The sequence below is a fragment of the Lysinibacillus sp. KU-BSD001 genome (assembly GCF_042920265.1).
Classification (GTDB): Bacteria; Bacillota; Bacilli; order Bacillales_A; family Planococcaceae; genus Lysinibacillus_B.
Genome location: NZ_JBDQZI010000001.1, coordinates 493,039 through 511,049 on the forward strand (window position 1 = coordinate 493,039; position 18,011 = coordinate 511,049).

At 39.1% G+C, this 18,011-nt stretch carries 21 protein-coding genes and 1 riboswitch; of the genes, 15 read left to right on the forward strand and 6 right to left on the reverse strand.

Annotated features, from left to right (window positions below):
* The first annotated feature begins 42 nt into the window (after window positions 1-42).
* Window positions 43-717, forward strand: coding sequence for a zinc metallopeptidase (locus tag AAGS61_RS02555; protein WP_391367311.1), 675 nt, complete (start codon window positions 43-45; stop codon window positions 715-717).
* Window positions 718-772: 55 nt separating this feature from the next.
* Here the strand turns inward: AAGS61_RS02555 and AAGS61_RS02560 are convergent, their stop codons facing one another.
* The gene (locus tag AAGS61_RS02560) at window positions 773-1,639 is read right to left on the reverse strand and encodes a YitT family protein (RefSeq protein ID WP_391366938.1); all 867 of its coding nucleotides are present in this window, start codon (window positions 1,637-1,639) and stop codon (window positions 773-775) included.
* Between the two features lie 150 nt (window positions 1,640-1,789).
* On the opposite strand from AAGS61_RS02560, the gene AAGS61_RS02565 reads away from it, so the two are divergent.
* From AAGS61_RS02565 to AAGS61_RS02605, 9 genes are all read left to right on the forward strand, one after another.
* Entirely contained in the window at window positions 1,790-2,125 is a 336-nt protein-coding gene (locus AAGS61_RS02565; protein WP_391366939.1) for a nucleotide pyrophosphohydrolase, read from the forward strand.
* Window positions 2,118-2,912: a 4-hydroxy-tetrahydrodipicolinate reductase gene (dapB, locus tag AAGS61_RS02570; protein ID WP_391366941.1), complete on the forward strand. Its 795-nt coding sequence runs from the start codon at window positions 2,118-2,120 to the stop codon at window positions 2,910-2,912. Before AAGS61_RS02565 ends, dapB begins: the two co-directional genes overlap by 8 nt.
* Before the next feature lie 13 nt (window positions 2,913-2,925).
* Window positions 2,926-3,330, forward strand: coding sequence for a methylglyoxal synthase (gene mgsA / locus AAGS61_RS02575; RefSeq protein WP_391366943.1), 405 nt, complete (start codon window positions 2,926-2,928; stop codon window positions 3,328-3,330).
* A 30-nt stretch (window positions 3,331-3,360) separates the two neighbouring features.
* Window positions 3,361-4,497, forward strand: a complete 1,137-nt coding sequence (gene bshA, locus AAGS61_RS02580; protein ID WP_391366944.1) for an N-acetyl-alpha-D-glucosaminyl L-malate synthase BshA — start codon at window positions 3,361-3,363, stop codon at window positions 4,495-4,497.
* A complete protein-coding gene (locus AAGS61_RS02585; protein ID WP_391366946.1) occupies window positions 4,494-5,675 on the forward strand; it encodes a CCA tRNA nucleotidyltransferase in 1,182 nt (393 codons plus the stop codon). The genes bshA and AAGS61_RS02585 overlap by 4 nt, the downstream gene beginning before the upstream one ends.
* Window positions 5,676-5,842: 167 nt before the next feature.
* Window positions 5,843-6,043 carry a hypothetical protein gene (locus tag AAGS61_RS02590; RefSeq protein ID WP_391366948.1) on the forward strand — a complete coding sequence of 67 codons (201 nt, stop codon included), beginning with the start codon at window positions 5,843-5,845 and terminating at the stop codon, window positions 6,041-6,043.
* Between the two features lie 970 nt (window positions 6,044-7,013).
* Complete coding sequence (locus tag AAGS61_RS02595; protein ID WP_391366950.1) at window positions 7,014-7,247, forward strand: hypothetical protein; 234 nt, start codon at window positions 7,014-7,016, stop codon at window positions 7,245-7,247.
* 257 nt (window positions 7,248-7,504) lie between these two features.
* Window positions 7,505-8,041, forward strand: coding sequence for a DUF6143 family protein (locus tag AAGS61_RS02600; protein ID WP_391366952.1), 537 nt, complete (start codon window positions 7,505-7,507; stop codon window positions 8,039-8,041).
* A gap of 520 nt (window positions 8,042-8,561) precedes the next feature.
* Window positions 8,562-9,545, forward strand: a complete 984-nt coding sequence (locus AAGS61_RS02605) for a biotin--[acetyl-CoA-carboxylase] ligase (protein ID WP_391366954.1) — start codon at window positions 8,562-8,564, stop codon at window positions 9,543-9,545.
* A gap of 55 nt (window positions 9,546-9,600) precedes the next feature.
* On the opposite strand, the gene AAGS61_RS02610 is transcribed toward AAGS61_RS02605, so the two are convergent.
* Window positions 9,601-11,217, reverse strand: a complete 1,617-nt coding sequence (locus tag AAGS61_RS02610) for an ABC1 kinase family protein (RefSeq protein ID WP_391366956.1) — start codon at window positions 11,215-11,217, stop codon at window positions 9,601-9,603.
* Between the two features lie 228 nt (window positions 11,218-11,445).
* Between AAGS61_RS02610 and AAGS61_RS02615 the strand changes: the two genes are divergently transcribed.
* The 4 genes from AAGS61_RS02615 (at window position 11,446) to panD (ending at window position 14,087) form a co-directional block, all read left to right on the forward strand.
* Window positions 11,446-11,682, forward strand: a complete 237-nt coding sequence (locus AAGS61_RS02615) for a glutaredoxin family protein (protein ID WP_391366958.1) — start codon at window positions 11,446-11,448, stop codon at window positions 11,680-11,682.
* Between the two features lie 314 nt (window positions 11,683-11,996).
* Window positions 11,997-12,836 (forward strand): 3-methyl-2-oxobutanoate hydroxymethyltransferase, encoded by an 840-nt coding sequence (gene panB / locus AAGS61_RS02620; protein ID WP_391366960.1) that lies wholly within the window; start codon window positions 11,997-11,999, stop codon window positions 12,834-12,836.
* Complete coding sequence (gene panC / locus AAGS61_RS02625; RefSeq protein ID WP_391366962.1) at window positions 12,833-13,699, forward strand: pantoate--beta-alanine ligase; 867 nt, start codon at window positions 12,833-12,835, stop codon at window positions 13,697-13,699. The genes panB and panC overlap by 4 nt, the downstream gene beginning before the upstream one ends.
* A 4-nt stretch (window positions 13,700-13,703) precedes the next feature.
* Window positions 13,704-14,087 (forward strand): aspartate 1-decarboxylase, encoded by a 384-nt coding sequence (gene panD / locus AAGS61_RS02630; protein WP_391366963.1) that lies wholly within the window; start codon window positions 13,704-13,706, stop codon window positions 14,085-14,087.
* A 91-nt stretch (window positions 14,088-14,178) separates the two neighbouring features.
* Here the strand turns inward: panD and AAGS61_RS02635 are convergent, their stop codons facing one another.
* From AAGS61_RS02635 to AAGS61_RS02650, 4 genes are read right to left on the reverse strand one after another with little or no spacing between them, the layout of a single operon-like run.
* Complete coding sequence (locus AAGS61_RS02635) at window positions 14,179-15,012, reverse strand: energy-coupling factor ABC transporter ATP-binding protein (protein WP_391366965.1); 834 nt, start codon at window positions 15,010-15,012, stop codon at window positions 14,179-14,181.
* Window positions 15,013-15,804 carry a cobalt ECF transporter T component CbiQ gene (cbiQ, locus tag AAGS61_RS02640; RefSeq protein WP_391366967.1) on the reverse strand — a complete coding sequence of 264 codons (792 nt, stop codon included), beginning with the start codon at window positions 15,802-15,804 and terminating at the stop codon, window positions 15,013-15,015. It abuts the gene before it with no gap.
* A gap of 3 nt (window positions 15,805-15,807) precedes the next feature.
* Window positions 15,808-16,092, reverse strand: coding sequence for an energy-coupling factor ABC transporter substrate-binding protein (locus AAGS61_RS02645; RefSeq protein WP_391366969.1), 285 nt, complete (start codon window positions 16,090-16,092; stop codon window positions 15,808-15,810).
* 1 nt (window position 16,093) lies between these two features.
* Window positions 16,094-16,837 (reverse strand): energy-coupling factor ABC transporter permease, encoded by a 744-nt coding sequence (locus tag AAGS61_RS02650; protein ID WP_391366971.1) that lies wholly within the window; start codon window positions 16,835-16,837, stop codon window positions 16,094-16,096.
* Between the two features lie 126 nt (window positions 16,838-16,963).
* A riboswitch (cobalamin riboswitch) is annotated at window positions 16,964-17,142 on the reverse strand.
* Between the two features lie 189 nt (window positions 17,143-17,331).
* On the opposite strand from AAGS61_RS02650, the gene AAGS61_RS02655 reads away from it, so the two are divergent.
* Complete coding sequence (locus tag AAGS61_RS02655; RefSeq protein WP_391366973.1) at window positions 17,332-17,943, forward strand: FBP domain-containing protein; 612 nt, start codon at window positions 17,332-17,334, stop codon at window positions 17,941-17,943.
* Window positions 17,944-18,011: the final 68 nt, after the last annotated feature.

Sequence of the window (18,011 nt, forward strand, 5' to 3'; positions counted from 1 at the left end):
CGAAATATTTTATAGAGAGGGAGAATACTATTGGGTTTAGGCATGTACATTGTATATTTTGCTGTCATTATGCTATTACCATTATATGCACAAATGAAAGTAAAAAGTACGTATAACAAATTTGCTGAAGTGTCATCTCAACGCGGTATGACAGGTGCGCAAGTCGCGCGTATGATTTTAGATCACCACGGTTTAACGGATGTACGCGTTGTACCCACACAAGGGGTACTATCTGACCATTACAACCCTGCAACAAAGACAGTAGCACTGTCGGAAAGTAACTATTACGAGTCATCTTTAGCAGGGATTGCTGTAGCTGCACACGAGGTTGGTCACGCAATTCAACATAAAGAAGCTTATTTATTTTTAACGTTACGTGCGAAGTTAGTACCAGTTGCTAACATTTCATCAAATATGTCATGGATTTTTGTCATGATTGGTATTTTTGCGTCAAGTACAGGGTTCCTGTTACTAGGGATTGTTTTATTATTAGCGGGTGTCATTTTCCAAGTTGTTACATTACCAGTAGAGTTCGATGCATCGAAGCGGGCAATGAATGAAGTGGTATCTCTTGGCATTATCGGCAATAATGAAGAAGTAGGTGCGCGTAAAGTATTAAATGCAGCAGCTATGACTTATGTGGCAGCGGCATCAGTAGCTGTGCTAGAATTATTACGTTTAATCTTAATCTACACAGGTATGCGCTCAGAAGACTAATAGTAAGAAACGGTGCGAGAGAAGGTTCTCTGCACCGTTTTGTTTTATAATAGTATTAATGCAGAGGCTGTTTTTGATCATCTAACGTAAATCCTTCACCAGCCACTTCTCTCACCTCTACGATAGACACAAACGCATGTGGGTCGATAGTTTGGATCATGGATTTTAAACGGACAATTTCATTTCTTGCGACAACACAGTATAAAATGTCTTTGTTTTCCTTAGTAAAATGACCACGTCCATTCATTACGGTCACACCGCGTTCCATTTTTTCTACAATTACGTTTGCGATTTCATCTGAGTGATTGGAAATAATGAGTGCACCTTTCGCAGAATAGGCACCATCTTGTACAAAATCGATGACACGTCCGCCAATATACACAGCGACAAGTGTATACATCATCGAACGAGCGTCTAAAAATGTTGCCCAAGACACGAGAATCACAATTGTATCAAAGGCAAACATCGTTTTTCCCATCGTCCATCCGAAATATTTATTAGCTAGACGTGCTAAAATGTCTACGCCACCTGTTGTACCGCCGAAGCGGAAGACAATCCCAAGACCAATTCCGATAAATACGCCGGCAAAAAGCGCGACAAGCAATTTATCATCTTGTAAATGCATTTGAAATTCGTATGCTTGAAAAACTTTCAAAAACATGGAAACAGCGATAGTACCAATCACTGTATAAATAAAAGTACGGCGCCCTAGCAACTTCCATCCAAGAATAAACATCGGAATATTTAATATAATGTTTAATATTGCGGGGTCCCATCCAAATGTAAAGTATAAAATTAGCGTAATACCACTAAAGCCGCCTTCACCAAGCTCATTTTGCATATTAAAGTGGACAAAACCGAAACTAAAAATCCCTGCACCTAATAATATAGCTAAAATATTTTTTATTTTAATACCTTGCATAAAAAATCCTCCCTCTTCTTTTGATTTGATAAATAATTCAGAAAACTATTAAAAATTTGCGCACAAATACAGTATGCTCATTATGTTTCATTTTTCATGTTTTGACAACAAGGTGACATTTCCTATACGATAGATTTGAGAGGTGAATGCATGGAACAGCAATCTTTGAAGCAGTTACAAAGCAGAGTAGATGCTTACATTAGTCAGTTTGAAGAAGGGTATTTTCCACCATTTGAAATGTTGGCACGTCTGACAGAAGAAGTGGGGGAGCTGTCACGTGAAGTGCAGCATGTGTACGGATATGCCAAAAAGAAGCAAGCTGACAATAATAACATGGAAAAAGAATTAGGCGATATACTCTTTACACTAATCTGTTTTGCAAATGCACATCAAATTCAACTTGAAGATGCATTACTCCAAGTATTAAATAAATTTGAAACGAGAGACAAAGATCGTTGGACACGAAAGGAAGAAAAAAATGATTAAAGTAGCAATTGCCGGTGCACGAGGGAAAATGGGGATTGAAGCAGTACATACAGTGATGAAGCGAGAAGGGATGCAGTTAGTTGCTGTACTAGATTATAAAAAAATGGGTTCCACATTAGCGCATCTTGACGTATTTCCAGAAAGTTACGATGTGCCCATTTATACGGATTTTGCGCAGCTTGTAGACGATACGCAGCCAGATGTGTTAGTCGATTTAACGAATCCTCATTCGGTATATGAACATACAAAGCAAGCGTTAGAGCTAAATGTACGTCCTGTCATCGGCACAACGGGTTTTACAGATGAGCAATTAGCGGAGCTGACAGAACTAGCAGCAAGAAAACGAATCGGGGCAATCATCGCACCCAATTTTGCGATTGGCGCTATTTTAATGATGAAATTTGCCCGTGAAGCGGCTAAATATTTACCGGATGTTGAAATTATTGAAATGCATCATGATAAAAAGCTTGATGCGCCAAGTGGTACAGGGTTAAAAACAGCACAAATGATTGCGGAAGTGCGCCAAGCAAAAATCCAAGGGCATCCGACAGAAAAAGAAACGCTTGCAGGGGCACGTGGCGCAGATTATGACGGCATGAAGATCCATTCTGTACGCTTACCTGGTTTAGTAGCACACCAACAAGTATTATTCGGTGGAGAAGGACAGTTGCTGACAATTCGTCACGATTCATTAAACCGTGAATCCTTTATGAGCGGTATTTCCTTCTGTATTGAAACAGTTATTACGATGGAATCATTAGTATACGGTCTAGAAAACATTATTTAAGTGAGGGAAAATTATGAATATCGCATTAATTGCACATGACCAAAAAAAAGATAACTTAATACAATTTGCTATTGCTTACCGTCATATTTTCGCACAACATGAGTTATTTGCCACAGGTACGACAGGGCAAAAAATACATGAGGAAACAGGATTGACGATTACACGTTTCCGTTCAGGTCCATTAGGCGGTGATCAGCAAATTGGTGCAATGATTGCGAACAATGAAATGGATATGGTGTTTTTCTTCCGTGACCCTTTAACAGCTCAACCACATGAGCCAGATGTAACAGCATTAGTTCGTTTATGCGATTTATACCATGTGCCGCTTGCTACAAATATGGGCACAGCGGAAATTTTATTAAAAGGTTTGGAAGCAGGATTAGTCGATTGGCGACTCATTCAAGAAAGACGGGGATAAAAATTGACTGAAAGAAAGGACGTAAAACGGATGCGAAAATTAAAAATTGGTATTACGTGTTATCCGACAGTGGGCGGTTCAGGTGTTATTGCAACAGAATTAGGGAAGATGCTAGCAGAAAGAGGGCATGAAATTCACTTCATTACATCGAGCGTACCATTCCGATTGAATAAAATTTATCCTACCGTTTTTTTCCATGAAGTTGAAGTAAATAATTATTCTGTTTTTCAATATCCACCTTATGATATTGCATTAGCGAGCAAAATGGCTGATGTGATTAAAGAGGAAAAATTAGATGTACTGCATATGCATTATGCGATTCCCCATGCCGTTTGTGCCGTTTTAGCACGTGATATGTGCGGAGAAAAGATTGGCATCGTGACAACGCTTCACGGTACGGATATTTCTGTTCTTGGGGAGGATTCCACATTAGCACCAGCTATTAAATATGGTATTGAGCATTCTGATATCGTCACAACGGTTTCGGATGCATTAAAAGCAGAAACATATGAACGAATCGATACGACAAAGTCCATTGAAACGATTTATAATTTTGTCGATGAAGATGTTTTTTATCCAATGGAAAGTAGCGATTTAAAGGCGCAATTTGGCATTCATGAAAATGAACGCGTGTTAATTCACGTATCGAATTTCCGTAAAATTAAAAACCTCCCGGATATTATCAATGCTTTTATGAAAGTACGTGAAGCAATGCCGGCCAAATTATTGCTCGTTGGCGATGGACCAGAAAAGCATCGTATTATGGAGCAAGTAAAGGAATCACCGTATAAAAGTGACGTGTTATTTTTAGGGAAACAAGAAAATATTGCAGAGTTATTCTCAATGAGTGATTTAAAATTATTATTATCAGAAAAAGAATCATTTGGTCTTGTCTTACTGGAAGCGATGGCTTGTGGTGTGCCTGGCATTGGCACAAATATCGGGGGAATTCCGGAAGTCATTGATCATGGTGTAAATGGCTATCTTGTTGAACTTGGTGATGTCGATATGGTCGCGCACTATGCGATCGAGCTACTAAGCGATGAGGAAAAACTAGCGACATTTCGTGCCAATGCATTAAAAGCAGTACAAACAAAATTTAAGTCTGAAGCAATTATTGAACAATATGAAAAGTTATATGAAAGACTGGCGGCAGTTAGAGTATGAAACAACAGTGGAATGCAGCAAAGCAAGTAATTAGACAACTAGAACAGGCAGGTTTTGAAGCTGTATTTGTTGGGGGAGCAGTACGTGATTTATTGCTCGCTCGCCCGATTCATGATATAGATGTTGCCACAAGTGCAATGCCTGAAGAAGTGAAAATGGTTTTTGCAAAAACGGTTGATATCGGAATCGAACATGGTACGGTGCTTGTACTAGATGCAGGAGAGCCCGTCGAGGTGACAACGTACCGCACAGAAGGGACATACGCGGATCATCGCCGACCTGATGATGTGATGTTCGTTCGCTCATTAGCAGAAGACTTAAAGCGGCGCGACTTTACGATGAATGCCATTGCCATGGATGCGAACGAACAACTCATTGATTTATACAATGGACAGCAAGATATTACGGAAAAAACAATTCGGGCGGTAGGCAATCCATTAGAGCGGTTTGCAGAAGATGCGTTAAGAATGTTACGAGCTGTGCGCTTTTCAGCACAGCTTGGTTTTACGATTGAACAAGTAACACTTGAAGCAATCAAAGCGCATGCGCAAGAAATTACGTTTGTAGCTCGTGAACGGATTGCGGCAGAATTTGAAAAAATGTGGGTAAGTGAATCGGTGAAAAATGGGATTGATGCACTAGTTGCAACAAACCTAGCCGATTATTTACCAGGAAATATTACGAAACATCAAGAGAAGTGGACGAGCTTTCAAACAAAGCAGGCTGTAGTTGGCTGGGCGTATTTATCTTTTGTACATAATGATTGGCAAGAGATTGTAAAAGGCTACCGCTTATCGAATAAGCAAAAAGTGTTTATTCAACAGACTCTAGCGGCTTATGACAAGTTACAGCTAGGATGGCAACCATTAGATTATTTTGAATATGACGTTGAAGTATTGGAAACGGCCTATGATTTTGTAGGGTGGCAAGGAAACCGCCTACCGTTTCCAAAAGAACAAATCCATGTGACAAAAGCGAATCTTCCCATTCAAACGAAGCAACAGCTTGCAGCAAACGGGCATGATTTTATTCAGTGGAATGAAGGGAAGCGCGGCCCTTGGTTAAAAGTAGTGATAGACCAAGCGATTGAAGCGGTCCTATCAGGCAAATTGCAAAATGATTACCAACATATAAAAGATTGGTTTATCCATGAGTTTGAGGAGAATCGGATGATTTAAAAGGTTTCTTAATTTAAATGGCAAGCGATCGAAAAATGACCTATTTCAAACGGTTATTCAGTAGGTCGCTTGTTTTTCTTTTTCTGTACCCTTCTATTTGTTATTAAAAAAGTATGGGTGACAAACATTTCCATTCGCACTATGATTAGTGTGGGGGGAGGTGTATTATGGGGTCTGTAATTTTACATTTATCTAATGGTGAAAAAATCGAAATGGCCGATAGTTTAGAAGAATTTAAAGATGAGTATTTAGACGAAAAGGGGTATTTTAAATTTGGGTATATCGAAATTGAATTAAATGATATAAAAGGTGAGCCATCTTTTTTAGTATTTACAGATCAAATCGTAGCTGTTTTAGAAGAAAAATAAGTCACATTAAATTTCCTGAAAATATATTTTTACACGAGTGTTAATTTACCTTTTATTGTTAAATGGAGCATTCGAATACGTTGATTTCCGCTACGGCTGACTCGCTTTCTGCAGGCACGGCTTCAACTAATTCATTTCGGCTATTGCCGAAATAAATGGATTTTCAGCTCGGGGCAATATGATGTTGTTCACAAAGGCGTTGCGCTCGTGACGTGGCGACTTTAGCCTTTGATCTTTCTCCTGCAGGAGTCGAGTCGCCTCCGCTCCAATCAACGAGCAAGTACCTTTTATCAACCATTCCATTAAAGAATCACGCTAATTACGTACCGATATTTGTATAAGCAACACATCTGATATTTTTAAATACTTTTAGTGAGTTTAGCTTATAATGATGTATCCTGCTAGATAAAACTAACAATCGCTATAAATGAATACATCTGATGAAAAAGCTGTTTGCTAACAGATGTATTCATAGCGATTATATTACAATATTAACTCAACGGTTGAACAGAGTAAAATTTGTAATTTTGTGTATCAAGTATGTACAAAATGAGTTTAATTTAAACGGGTATTAGTTGAATATTTTAACATTTTCCTAAAAGAAGTCTTTCCTCTTCAAGCGAAACGGTAAGGGGAGATGAATTTCGATTAGTGATAGCCAAACTTTTATAAAATGAAAAGGTAATCTAGGATGAAAATTAAACTTTTAACATGGATACTATTCCTTCCTCTCTGCTTATTTTTTGTTGTAATGTTTTATATTGAAGTCTCACTCTATTCTCTTTTACCATCAAGTCAAGGTGGAATGAGTTTGTGGATGAGATTTAAGCAAGTTTGGTATCATTCCGTATCGTTTTATAGCTTCCTGTTGTTGATGTTCTTTTGGTGTTATTTAAGGTTTTTACATAGAGGAGAATAAAGGGCTTATTGTACGGGCATGGCAAGTAAATAAACTTCAAGGAGGCTATTTATGAAAATAGTAGAAGTAAAAAATGAGGATAAAGTAATCATTGACGGCTTTAAATTTTATGGTCATATTGAAGAAAACCAATTTTGCGCTGCATGTAAATTTAATTTAGTATATTACGAAGATTTTGATGCTTATTTTTGTCCTAAATGTAATCGTTGGACAGAATCACCATGCAGTGACCCTGATTGTAAATATTGTTCTAATCGCCCAGAGAAACCATTAGCGTATAAATAGTCCGTTTCGGCACGGTCCGATAGTTGGCTTTGGATTAGCCTAATGTTGGACTTAAGATCTTACAGGGGAGAAAATAGTTGAACAATCTAAGGGGGAAGTTTGTTCTGAAATTTACGGGAAAATAACTTTTTAGATTTATTTGGCACCACCAGAGTGTCTAAAATGCGGAAGGTATCTATGTTCAGTATTTTTTAGTATATTCGTCCATCCATTCTTACTAAATCTACATAAAGTATAGAAAGGAGTGAGATGTTTATATGCAACAGTTTAATGATAATCGGTTTATTGAGGCTGTTAACATACCTAATCCATTATATCAATCTTTAAAAGGGAGATATTTTGTTGGGCAAACTGAAATAATTCGTTTTGGACAAGGGAAAAATGCTTGGGGGAAATTAAGTAACCCTGCCCATTCAGATGTAGATTTATTTGTAAATGCGTTTACTGTTACTAATTATTCTAACCAACCTTTTGTTGCTGAAATTTGGTTTAATCCAATAACTCCTGGGAAATCAATGATTTCGAATAAGGTGGCATCTGCAAATACAGCACTTACTCCACTTCCCAAGCCAGAAGTGAAAATCACATTTGCAGAACTTGTTCAAGGGGTTCCTAAAAAGGGGGTAAATGTATTTAAGCGAATTGTAGCGCCCAAAAGTACTTTGGTAAGTGATGAGGATGGAAAATTTATTTTTTCATCAGGTGGGTCATTTGTTATTTTTTTAGTTTCACCAGATGATGAAACGGTTGAAGCAGAAGTGGCGTTCGGGTGGTTTGAGAAAAACTGTAAATAATAACCGATTGCAATACAAAAGAATGAAATAAGCTATTTTCTTTGTAGAGGATACAGATAACTTAAAGAGTTTTCTAAGAACGAAAGATTTAGTGTGGAATCATTTTTAAAATGAATGGATAGATCATTGTTTTGATGTTGTGAACATTTTTGGTTCATCACTAAAATTTGGCGATGATAAGTTATTAAATAAAGTGATTATTGATTGGAGTGTAGCTAACGACATTCGCCTTTTACTACAGATACAGGGCAAAGGGTTTGTTAAATATTAAAAATCATTTATGGAGTAACGGTTACCCTTAATCTAATCCATGATTATATAATAAAATAAAAAGACTACTCCGTAATGAATTGGGGTAGTCTTTTGCATACAATAAGTGACGGAAAAGAGACTAATTATGATTTTTTATAGTATTTAATAGTAAATCGTTACAGTTAATTGTATGATTAATACTATTAAATCAAGGTTTTAGCTATGAAAAAATAGCGATAGTAAATTATATAAAAGGATTGGTTGTTACATGACTGTTTCAATAAAAGATAAATTATTAACAAGATTATTACAAGCAAATGGAAATCCGCTATCTGGTCAGCAGCTTGCGGATGACTTTGGCGTTTCGAGGACAGCTATTTGGAAGCACCTTCAAGTTTTGCAAGAGGAAGGTTATACACTGGAAACAGTTAAGAAAAAAGGATACATACTAACAGGGATGCCTGACAGAATGGATGCTGCACGTATTCAGACATTTTTACAAACGAAGCGAATTGGTCAAACGATTCATCATTTTGAGCAAGTGGAGTCGACACAGCTTATTGCACATGACCTTGTACGTCAACATACATCAGACGGCACAGTCGTTATTGCAGAGCAACAAACGGCGGGGCGAGGACGCATGTTACGTCCGTGGGAATCGACGGAAGGGAAAGGGGTTTGGATGACTGTCATTTTAAAGCCAGATGTGTTACCACACCAAGCGCCACAATTTACACTTGTTGCAGCGGTGGCGGTAGTGAATGCGATGAAGGCGATGTTCTCATCGTTTACCCCTGAAATTAAGTGGCCAAATGATATTTTAATTAACGGTCGCAAATGTACAGGCATTTTAACAGAAATGGTAGCCGAGGCCGACCGTGTACAAGCACTATTAATCGGGATTGGTATTAATGTAAACCAGCAAATAGATGATTTTCCAGAAGAGCTACAGTCGATTGCGACTTCGATGGCGATGGCACATGGAGAGCCAATTGACCGCGCGTTATTTATTGCTAATGTGCTTGATTTTTTAGAGCATTATTCAAACCTTTATATACAGCATGGATTCCAACCGATTAAGGCCCTTTGGGAAGAAGCATCGGGCACGATTGGCAAGCAAGTACGTGCGACAACATTGCGAGAAGTAATCGAAGGAGAAGCCATTGGTATTACAGATACAGGCGTTTTGCAAATTCGTACAGCAGACGGTGAAGTAAAAGGCGTGTACTCGGCAGATATTGAGCTAACTTAAAACGAAAAGGGGGTGCCGCATCATAGTATACGGCACCCCTGTAGTGTATAAAAATTTACGCTTTTTTATATAGAAGGAGAGCAATGAGTGCTACGCCGCTTGTAGTATAGAGCAGGGCTGTATCATCTACCGATACAGCGAAAAATGCGCTGATTGTTGCGATGATCGTCATGAGACCAGTAAACATTCTTGTTTGATGACGGGCGCGCTCTTTTTTTTGTTCTATATCGCGCTGTTGCATATAAAGCCGCATACGTGTCGGCTCCTCTAAATAATTGGCAAGCTTTGCGGGTAAATCTCGCAATGGTAAAATCGCATTTTGTGCGATACGTAGTAGCTCTTCTTTGGATAGTCGTTCATTTGTCGTTTCTTTCTGTTTTTTCGCCCATTCGATGACGCGTGGCTTAGCAAGCGCAAATAAGTCAACCTTTGGATCGAGCACGTAAATCACACCGACAAACGTTGAAATCGCCCGTCCTAAAAAAGCAAATTCAGCAGGCATTTGTACAGGTTCTTTCCGTACAATCGTTTTTAAATCTTCGAGCAAACGTTCCATGACGAAGCTATCCACTTGTTTAAAATCATTAGATTCATAAGCCTCCACAAGACGGCGAATCGCATCTGCTAATAGTTGTCGATTGGCATGCGGGAGTAAAAAATGTAATGCTTCTAAACTATCAAGCACTTGGTCATAGTTTTTAAAAATAATGCCTTCCACAAGCTTTGACACGTACTGCGCTTGTGCGGGTGTGATGCTACCGACCATACCAAAGTCAATGAGTACAATGGTGCCATCAGGTTTTAGTAAAATATTTCCGCCGTGTGGATCAGCATGGAATTGCCCACCTTCCAGCACTTGTTCTAAAAAGAGATGAAAGACCCGTGCTGCAAGCTGCTGTCGATCAATTTGGTGAGTGTTTAAAAAAGCAATATCCGTTACACGAGAGCCTTCAATCCATTCCATTACGAGTACACGGCGAGTTGAAAGTGCCTCGTTATAAATCGGAAAGTGAACGCCTTTCATGTGAATGAATCGCTCGGCAAAGCTCCGTCCATGACGTAGCTCCTGCAAAAAGTTTAATTCTGCTCCAATTACTTGTACCATTTCGCTATACAAAACATCAAAATTGATTTGCTTCGCGAAAGACGTGAAATGTTTAGCGAGCCAAATGACGATTTTCATTGCTTTAAAGTCCACGCGAATAATGCGCTCGATGTTCGGGCGTTGGATTTTAATTGCCACTTCTGCCCCGTCCTTTAGAACCCCTTTATACACTTCACCAATGGAAGCTGACGCAACAGGCTCCTCTGATAAAAAGGATAAAAAATCGTGATACGATGTATTCCATTCCTCTTCTAATAAAGCAATGGCCTGATTTTTAGGCACAGGCGGTACGCGGTCTGTTAGTCCTTCTAGCTCTTGGATGAAGGAAGCAGGCATAATATCGGCACGTGTCGATAAAAATTGCCCGACTTTAATGAGTAGCCCACCAAGCGATAAGGCGGTTTTCTTAAATTCAACTGCCTGTTTCGTGACAAGCTGTTCCCACTTTTTTTGGATAGTAGGAGAAAACCTTCCTTGATAGCGTTTTTGAAAAAGGGTTACTTGTGTAAAAAACTTAATGGCCATCCAAACGATGCGGTATATACGGTAAATAGCTAAGCGTTTCAAACGAATCGTCCCCTACGTTATGTATTGTGTTCTGTTGTAGTTTCATTATATGGGTTTGGAAAAATTGTGCCAAATAATGTAACTTGTGAGATATGTATAGCTCGATTGAATTTGACTAAAATGTGAACCTTTATGAATAGATATTTCACGATACTTTTCTGTTGTATTTATATACCTATGGTGGTATATTATAAATACCGTATAGGGTATATAAAAGGAGGAATTAATATGACACCACAAGTAACAGTTTATTCTACAACGACATGTCCGTATTGCGACATGATGAAAAACTTTTTAGATGCACAAGGGATTTCCTATCAGAATGTGGATGTGCAAAAGGATCCAATCGCTGCAGCAAAACTTGTTCAAACGACTGGACAAATGGGCGTTCCACAAACGAATGTAAATGGTGAATGGGTACTTGGTTTTGATCCGAACCGTGTGATGCAAATTTTAGGTAGATAACCAAATGGACAATTGCGTTTCTTAGTAAGCGTGATTGTCCATTTTTTAGCCATATAGTAAAAAAAATTTTAAAAAAAGTATGGTCATAATTTGCTAATAAAACTGTACGTCTATACGTAAAGTTGCTATATTAGTAATGGACAGTATCACATGTGAACTGTACCTGTAAGTAAAAATTTTCAAATAGTCTGCCTTGATCTTTTTAGACAGGGACGGAAGAAAACGAAGCGTTACAGTAGACAATCACGCGATCCTTCTGCCCAATTTTGGATGAGAAGGCTTTTGTTTTCTTCGGAGTACTGAAGGAGGAACAAATGAAAAAAACAAGCGATTTCTTAAAAATGAAGCAGCAAGGGGAAAAAATTGTCATGATTACAGCATACGATTACCCAGCTGCAAAGTTCTCAGAAGATGCCGGTGTCGATATGATTTTAGTTGGTGATTCATTAGGGATGGTTGTACTTGGCTATGATTCTACGATGCCGGTAACAGTAGAGGATATGATTCACCATAGTAAAGCCGTTCGTCGCGGTGCAAAAGATACGTTTATCGTCGTCGATATGCCATTTGGTTCTTATCATGGTGATGTCAATGAGACGTTGAAAACAGCGGTACGTATGATGCAAGCAACGGGTGCGGACGCATTAAAAGTAGAAGGTGGCGACGAGGTCATCAATGTGATTCAAAAGTTAACAAACGCTGGTATTCCAGTCGTAGCTCACCTCGGTTTGTTGCCGCAATCAGCAGGGGTACTTGGTGGTTATAAAGTACAAGGAAAAACAAAAGAACAAGCTGAAAAATTAATTCAAGATGCGTTACTTGCAGAGCAGGCAGGTGCTTGTGCAGTCGTGTTAGAGTGTATTCCGCATCAATTAACAGCAATCGTTTCAGAAAAACTAACGATTCCAACAATCGGTATTGGGGCAGGACCACAAGCAGATGGTCAAGTGCTTGTATTCCATGACTTATTGCTATACGGTAAGCATCATATTCCGAAGTTTGTCCATGGCTTTGCACATGTTGGCGAGGAAGTGGCAAAGGGCATTACAGGCTATACACAAGCGGTAAAAACAGGCGTGTTCCCAAGCTTACAGCAAAGCTTTACGATGAAAGAAGAAGAGCTTGATGCTTTATATGGAGGCGTAACAAAATGATCGCAACAGCTACAAAAATTGTGACTACAATTGCGGAGTTAAAAGAGATTGTACGTAAAACAAAGCAAGCAGGTAAAACAATTGGCTTAGTACCGACAATGGGGTATTTGCATGAAGGGCATTTAACACTCGCTACACATGCCCGCGAAGAAAATGATCTTGTCATTATGAGTATTTTTGTTAACCCAACACAATTTGGACCAAACGAAGATTTTGAATCGTACCCACGTGATTTACCGCGTGACACGCAACTTGCTGAGTCGGTAGGGGTAGATGTGATCTTTACGCCTTCTGTGGAAGAAATGTACCCAACAGATGGAGGCATTTATATTCGTGCAGGTCGTCAAGCAGAGATTTTATGCGGTGCGAGCCGTCCAGGACATTTTGACGGTGTATTGCAAGTAGTAGCAAAGCTATTCCATTTAGCAGAGCCGAATCGTGCGTATTTTGGCCAAAAAGATGCACAACAGTTAGCGATTATTTCGACAATGGTACGTGATTACAACTTCCCGTTAGAAATTCGTTCGGTACCGATCGTACGAGAAGCAGATGGTTTAGCAAAATCAAGCCGTAATGTTTATTTAACGGAAGAGCAACGTAAGCAAGCAGTTGGTTTATATAGCGGTTTAAAATTCGCGAAAGATGCGATTTTATCAGGGAAGCCAATGGGCATTGCGATGATGGCAGCACGTGATCATATTGAGCGTGAAACGGGCGGTACAATCGATTACTTAGAATGTTTAGCGTATCCCGATTTAACGCCGATTGATGGTCAAACGACAGATGTGCTTTTAGCAGTAGCTGTATATATTGGCAAAACACGTCTAATCGATAATTTGATGTTTAGCTTAAAGGAGAAATGAACAAATGTTTAAAACGATGATGAACGGTAAAATCCACCGTGCCACTGTGACACAAGCGGATTTAAATTATGTAGGTTCTATTACAATTGATGAAGATATTATGGATGCTGTTGGGATTGAAGCAAATGAAAAAGTAGCAATCGTTAACAACAATAACGGTGCCCGTCTTGAAACATACGTGATTAAAGGTGAGCGCGGATCAGGTGTTGTCTGTCTAAACGGTGCGGCTGCACGTATGGTTCAGCCTGGTGATATTGTCATCATCATTTCCTATGTGCTTATGGATGCAGAAGAAGCGAAAAACCACGTACCAAAAGTAGCGATTATGGATGAAAACAATCGCATTAAAGAAATGATTAACTACGAACCAGAAGCAACAGTAATGTAAACATATAATTAAGGAGCTATCCCATTAAGTAGGGGTGGCTCCTTTTTAAATGAAAAAAACAGCCAGAGAATTATTTCTCCAGGCTGTTTCGTTACAATTGCATCAAGGCAAAGAGCTGTTCCTTTGTTTGCGGAAGGGGTGTGCCTAATGGGATTTTTCCAGATTGCTTTAACGCTTCTGTTAACTCGACAATCCAAGGTGTTTCAATATGCGTTTGTGCTAGTAAATCACGGTTTGTAAAGAGCCCCTGTGCATCCCCTTCGTATAACACTTTCCCTTTATGTAGCACAATATAATAATCTGCCCAGCCATAAATAAAATTAATTTGGTGTGTAGCATAAAGGAAGGTACGATTGTCTTCATTTAATTGCGCCAAATACTCCATCAGTTGTGTAGAGAAATAGTAGTCGAGACTACTTGTTGGCTCGTCTAAAATAAAGACTTTTGGATTCATCGCATACACACCAGCAATCGTAACGCGCTTTTTTTGTCCACCACTTAAAAAATGAATCGGTCGGTGAGCTAGTGGTGTTAGTTCCGTTAAGGCAAGCGCTTTATTCACTTGCTCTTCAATATATGGAGCATCCCAGCCAAGATTTAACGGACCAAATAAAACATCTTGTTTGACAGTAGCAGCAAATAACTGATTGTTCGCATCTTGGAACAGGAGTCCTACTTGTTGGCGTAAATTTTTCAAGTCTGTTTTTTTATACTGTAGTGGCGTACCCTGAAAGGAAATCGTGCCACTTGTCGGCTTGATGAGCCCCATGAGCAGTTGAAAGAGCGTTGATTTCCCTGAGCCATTTTCCCCTAAAATTCCAATTTTCCGGTTCATCGGAATCGTGAGTGACAAATCCTCCAACGCTTTTGTCCCATCAGGATAGCAATAATCTACATGTTGTAACGTAAAATAAGCGTTGTTCATTTAAAGTCCTCCTTGTAGCCACATAATGCCAATAATACTACTACCATAAAGTCCTAGTATCCATGCCATTTGCTTGTTCCACTGCTTATGCTCACAAAATGCTATAGGTACAATAAAGCAATCAATGGTACGTGCATGCATCGCAAGTGTGAGCTGCTCATTTCGTACAAGAAGCGATTGTAGCATGGCCACAATTAAAGAGCTTAGCGAACGAAAGCTAACTTTTATGCCCGTATAGCCTAGTCGTGCCTGTTGCGCTGTGTAAAGTTGCTGTGCACAGCTTAAAAATAAAAAAATGAAACGATACGTTAATTCGATGAGTTCTATTAAAATCGCTGGCACATGGAGCTTTTGAAGCAACTGGCTCAACTCGTAAACAGGCGTTGTAAGAATTAAAAAATACAAGCTTGTAATTGCACCAGATGCGGTAAATAAAATCGTAATGGCACGTTTGACATCAGATTCCAGCAGAAAAATGTTGAAGTTGCCAATCGAATGGTACCAAATCACATCAACCGGCATCGCAGGCGCAGTAGAAAATGACAGGACAATTGCTATGACACCTGTCACACTAAAACCGAGTGGTGTGATCAGTAATTTACTATAAACACTAACAGGAATACGAGCCATGCCTACAATCAGAACACTCATTACCGCAATTGTCCAGCAAGCAATGGCAATATCTCTCGTGATTGTCACAATCAATAATGCGCAAACGGCTAATAATGCTTTTTGTGCTGCGGGTACATGAGCAAGTCGGTTAATATAGGCGTATTGGTCAATCGCTATCATGGATTATTCATTTTTTGAAGGATTCGCACGACCGCGCATAAATCCAACAAAGTAGCCGATAATCGCAGCTCCGATTGCTGCTTGTAATACGAATAATAAGCTTTCAATTTCTCCGCTTGGTGGCTCCCAAATTGCATGAAACCAAGGCTCATAATCCGTTGCAATTTCTGTAATTGCTTCTTCTGCTTCCCCGTCAGCCCCACCAAATTCAGCATCTTGTAGGAAAATAATCGGGAAAATCGCTAATGCAACGACAATCGCTAATAATAATAGATTTTTCTTTAGCATCTTAATTCTCCTTCGGTTGTAAAATACGTAAGCTTGTTAATTCACGCACATTGTATTTTTGTAAGAAATTCATGACAATCACTGTCAGTAAGCCTTCACTAATTGCTAAAGGAACTTGAGTTAAAGCAAAAATGCCGCCAAATTTTTGGAAAGAAGCGACAAAGCCACCAACTTCAGCAGGGAAAGCTAATGCTAATTGAATCGATGTCATCACATATGTACCAAGATCGCCTAGCGTTGCTGCTAAAAATACGGCAATGGAGAAAGACAGACCAAGCTTTGTCGCACCCTTGTAAACACCGTAAGCAATAAATGGTCCAACGACTGCCATGGAAAAAATATTAGCGCCAAGTGTTGTAAGTCCACCATGTGCAAGTAGCAATGATTGGAATAATAAAACGATTGTGCCCATGACACTCATCACTAGTGGTCCAAATAAAATAGAACCAAGTCCTACCCCTGTTGGATGTGAACAGCTTCCTGTAACAGATGGAATCTTTAATGCCGATAAAACGAAAGTAAATGCTCCCGATAAAGCAAGTAACATTTTACTATCCGGATGTTCTTTGACAATTTTTTGAATCGAACGTAAACCAAGAATTAAGAAAGGTAAGCTGATAGCGAACCAGAAAATCGCCCAAGCAATCGGTAAATACCCCTCCATAATATGCATGGCATATGCTTGTTTCGGAATAAATAGTAGAACGATGCCGAAATAAAGCAATTTAGTCAATAGGTTTTTCATGTTTCATTCTCCTTTTGTTATTTTATGACGAAAAAGTGCATAAAAAAATACACTTTCTAGGAGAAAAGTGCACGATGAAAAAAGCAACTAAGCGTTGCTTCTATTCGTACCTATCCTCGTAGGTTGAATGGCGTTTAATTTTTGGCAGGTCTCCTGGCTTATCATCAACGCTTCTCACACCTTCCCGTTTAAAAACAGTGGCTGTGTTGTGAGTCACTCCGAAATTACAGTTGCGGGACAGCATCGGCCTTTCACCGATTTCCCTTTTAAGCTAAATCTATAGCACCAAAAATCATTCAGTTGTCGTCATTGAAAAATAGTCTAACAGTTTTGAAAACTTTTTTCTAGTTCTTTTTTGGTTACTAAGAGAAATATGTACTAGAATGACATATTCGGAAATAGGAAACGCTATTGAAAGAAATGTTTGAATACAAGCTAACTATTATTTCCCCTCTACCCAAAAAACGTAGTAAAATGAGGGCGGAGGGATAAACATGAACGTATTTCAAATGCATTTAGTTGAAAAGCAAACAATGAAATTATTAAATAGTATCGCAACAACAAAGGATGAAAGCGTATTAAATGCCGTACGTGGTGTAATCGATACAACATTAACAGAGGCGGATGTACCGCGCTTTATTATTGATGATGTGTTAGTCGTGAAAGAGCGCCAACAGCTTGAGCCATTTATGACGTTTGTTAAATTAAACGTAGCGCCATTTCCTGACATAACAGAGCAAGTAGTGAAGCGTCTATGGAAAAAAGATAAAAAAGTGAAGGCGCCAAAAATAACAGATCCTCTTGTAACATTTGTGTCATGGGATGATACAACAACGCGTTCACGTTATTTTGTGTATGAGCAAGAAGGCCAATTAGTAGGTGTCAAAGGTGTCCTTGCTATGGAAAAAACGCAAGGGATTTGTGCCCTCTGTCAGCAACATAAGGATGTGTCCCTTTTCACCACAAAGGAAAAAGGCAATGTTGAGGGAACGTATAAAACCTATAGTCAGTATATTTGTGCGGATACAATTAGCTGTGAACGAAATATTGATTCAGCCGAAAAGTTGCAAAGCTTTATGGAAACCGTAAGACCAAAAACGCGCTAAATTTTTATTTTCGATGAAAGTAGTGATACCACGTTTATTTTGTGCTACGCTCGCCATGAGGTGGTTGT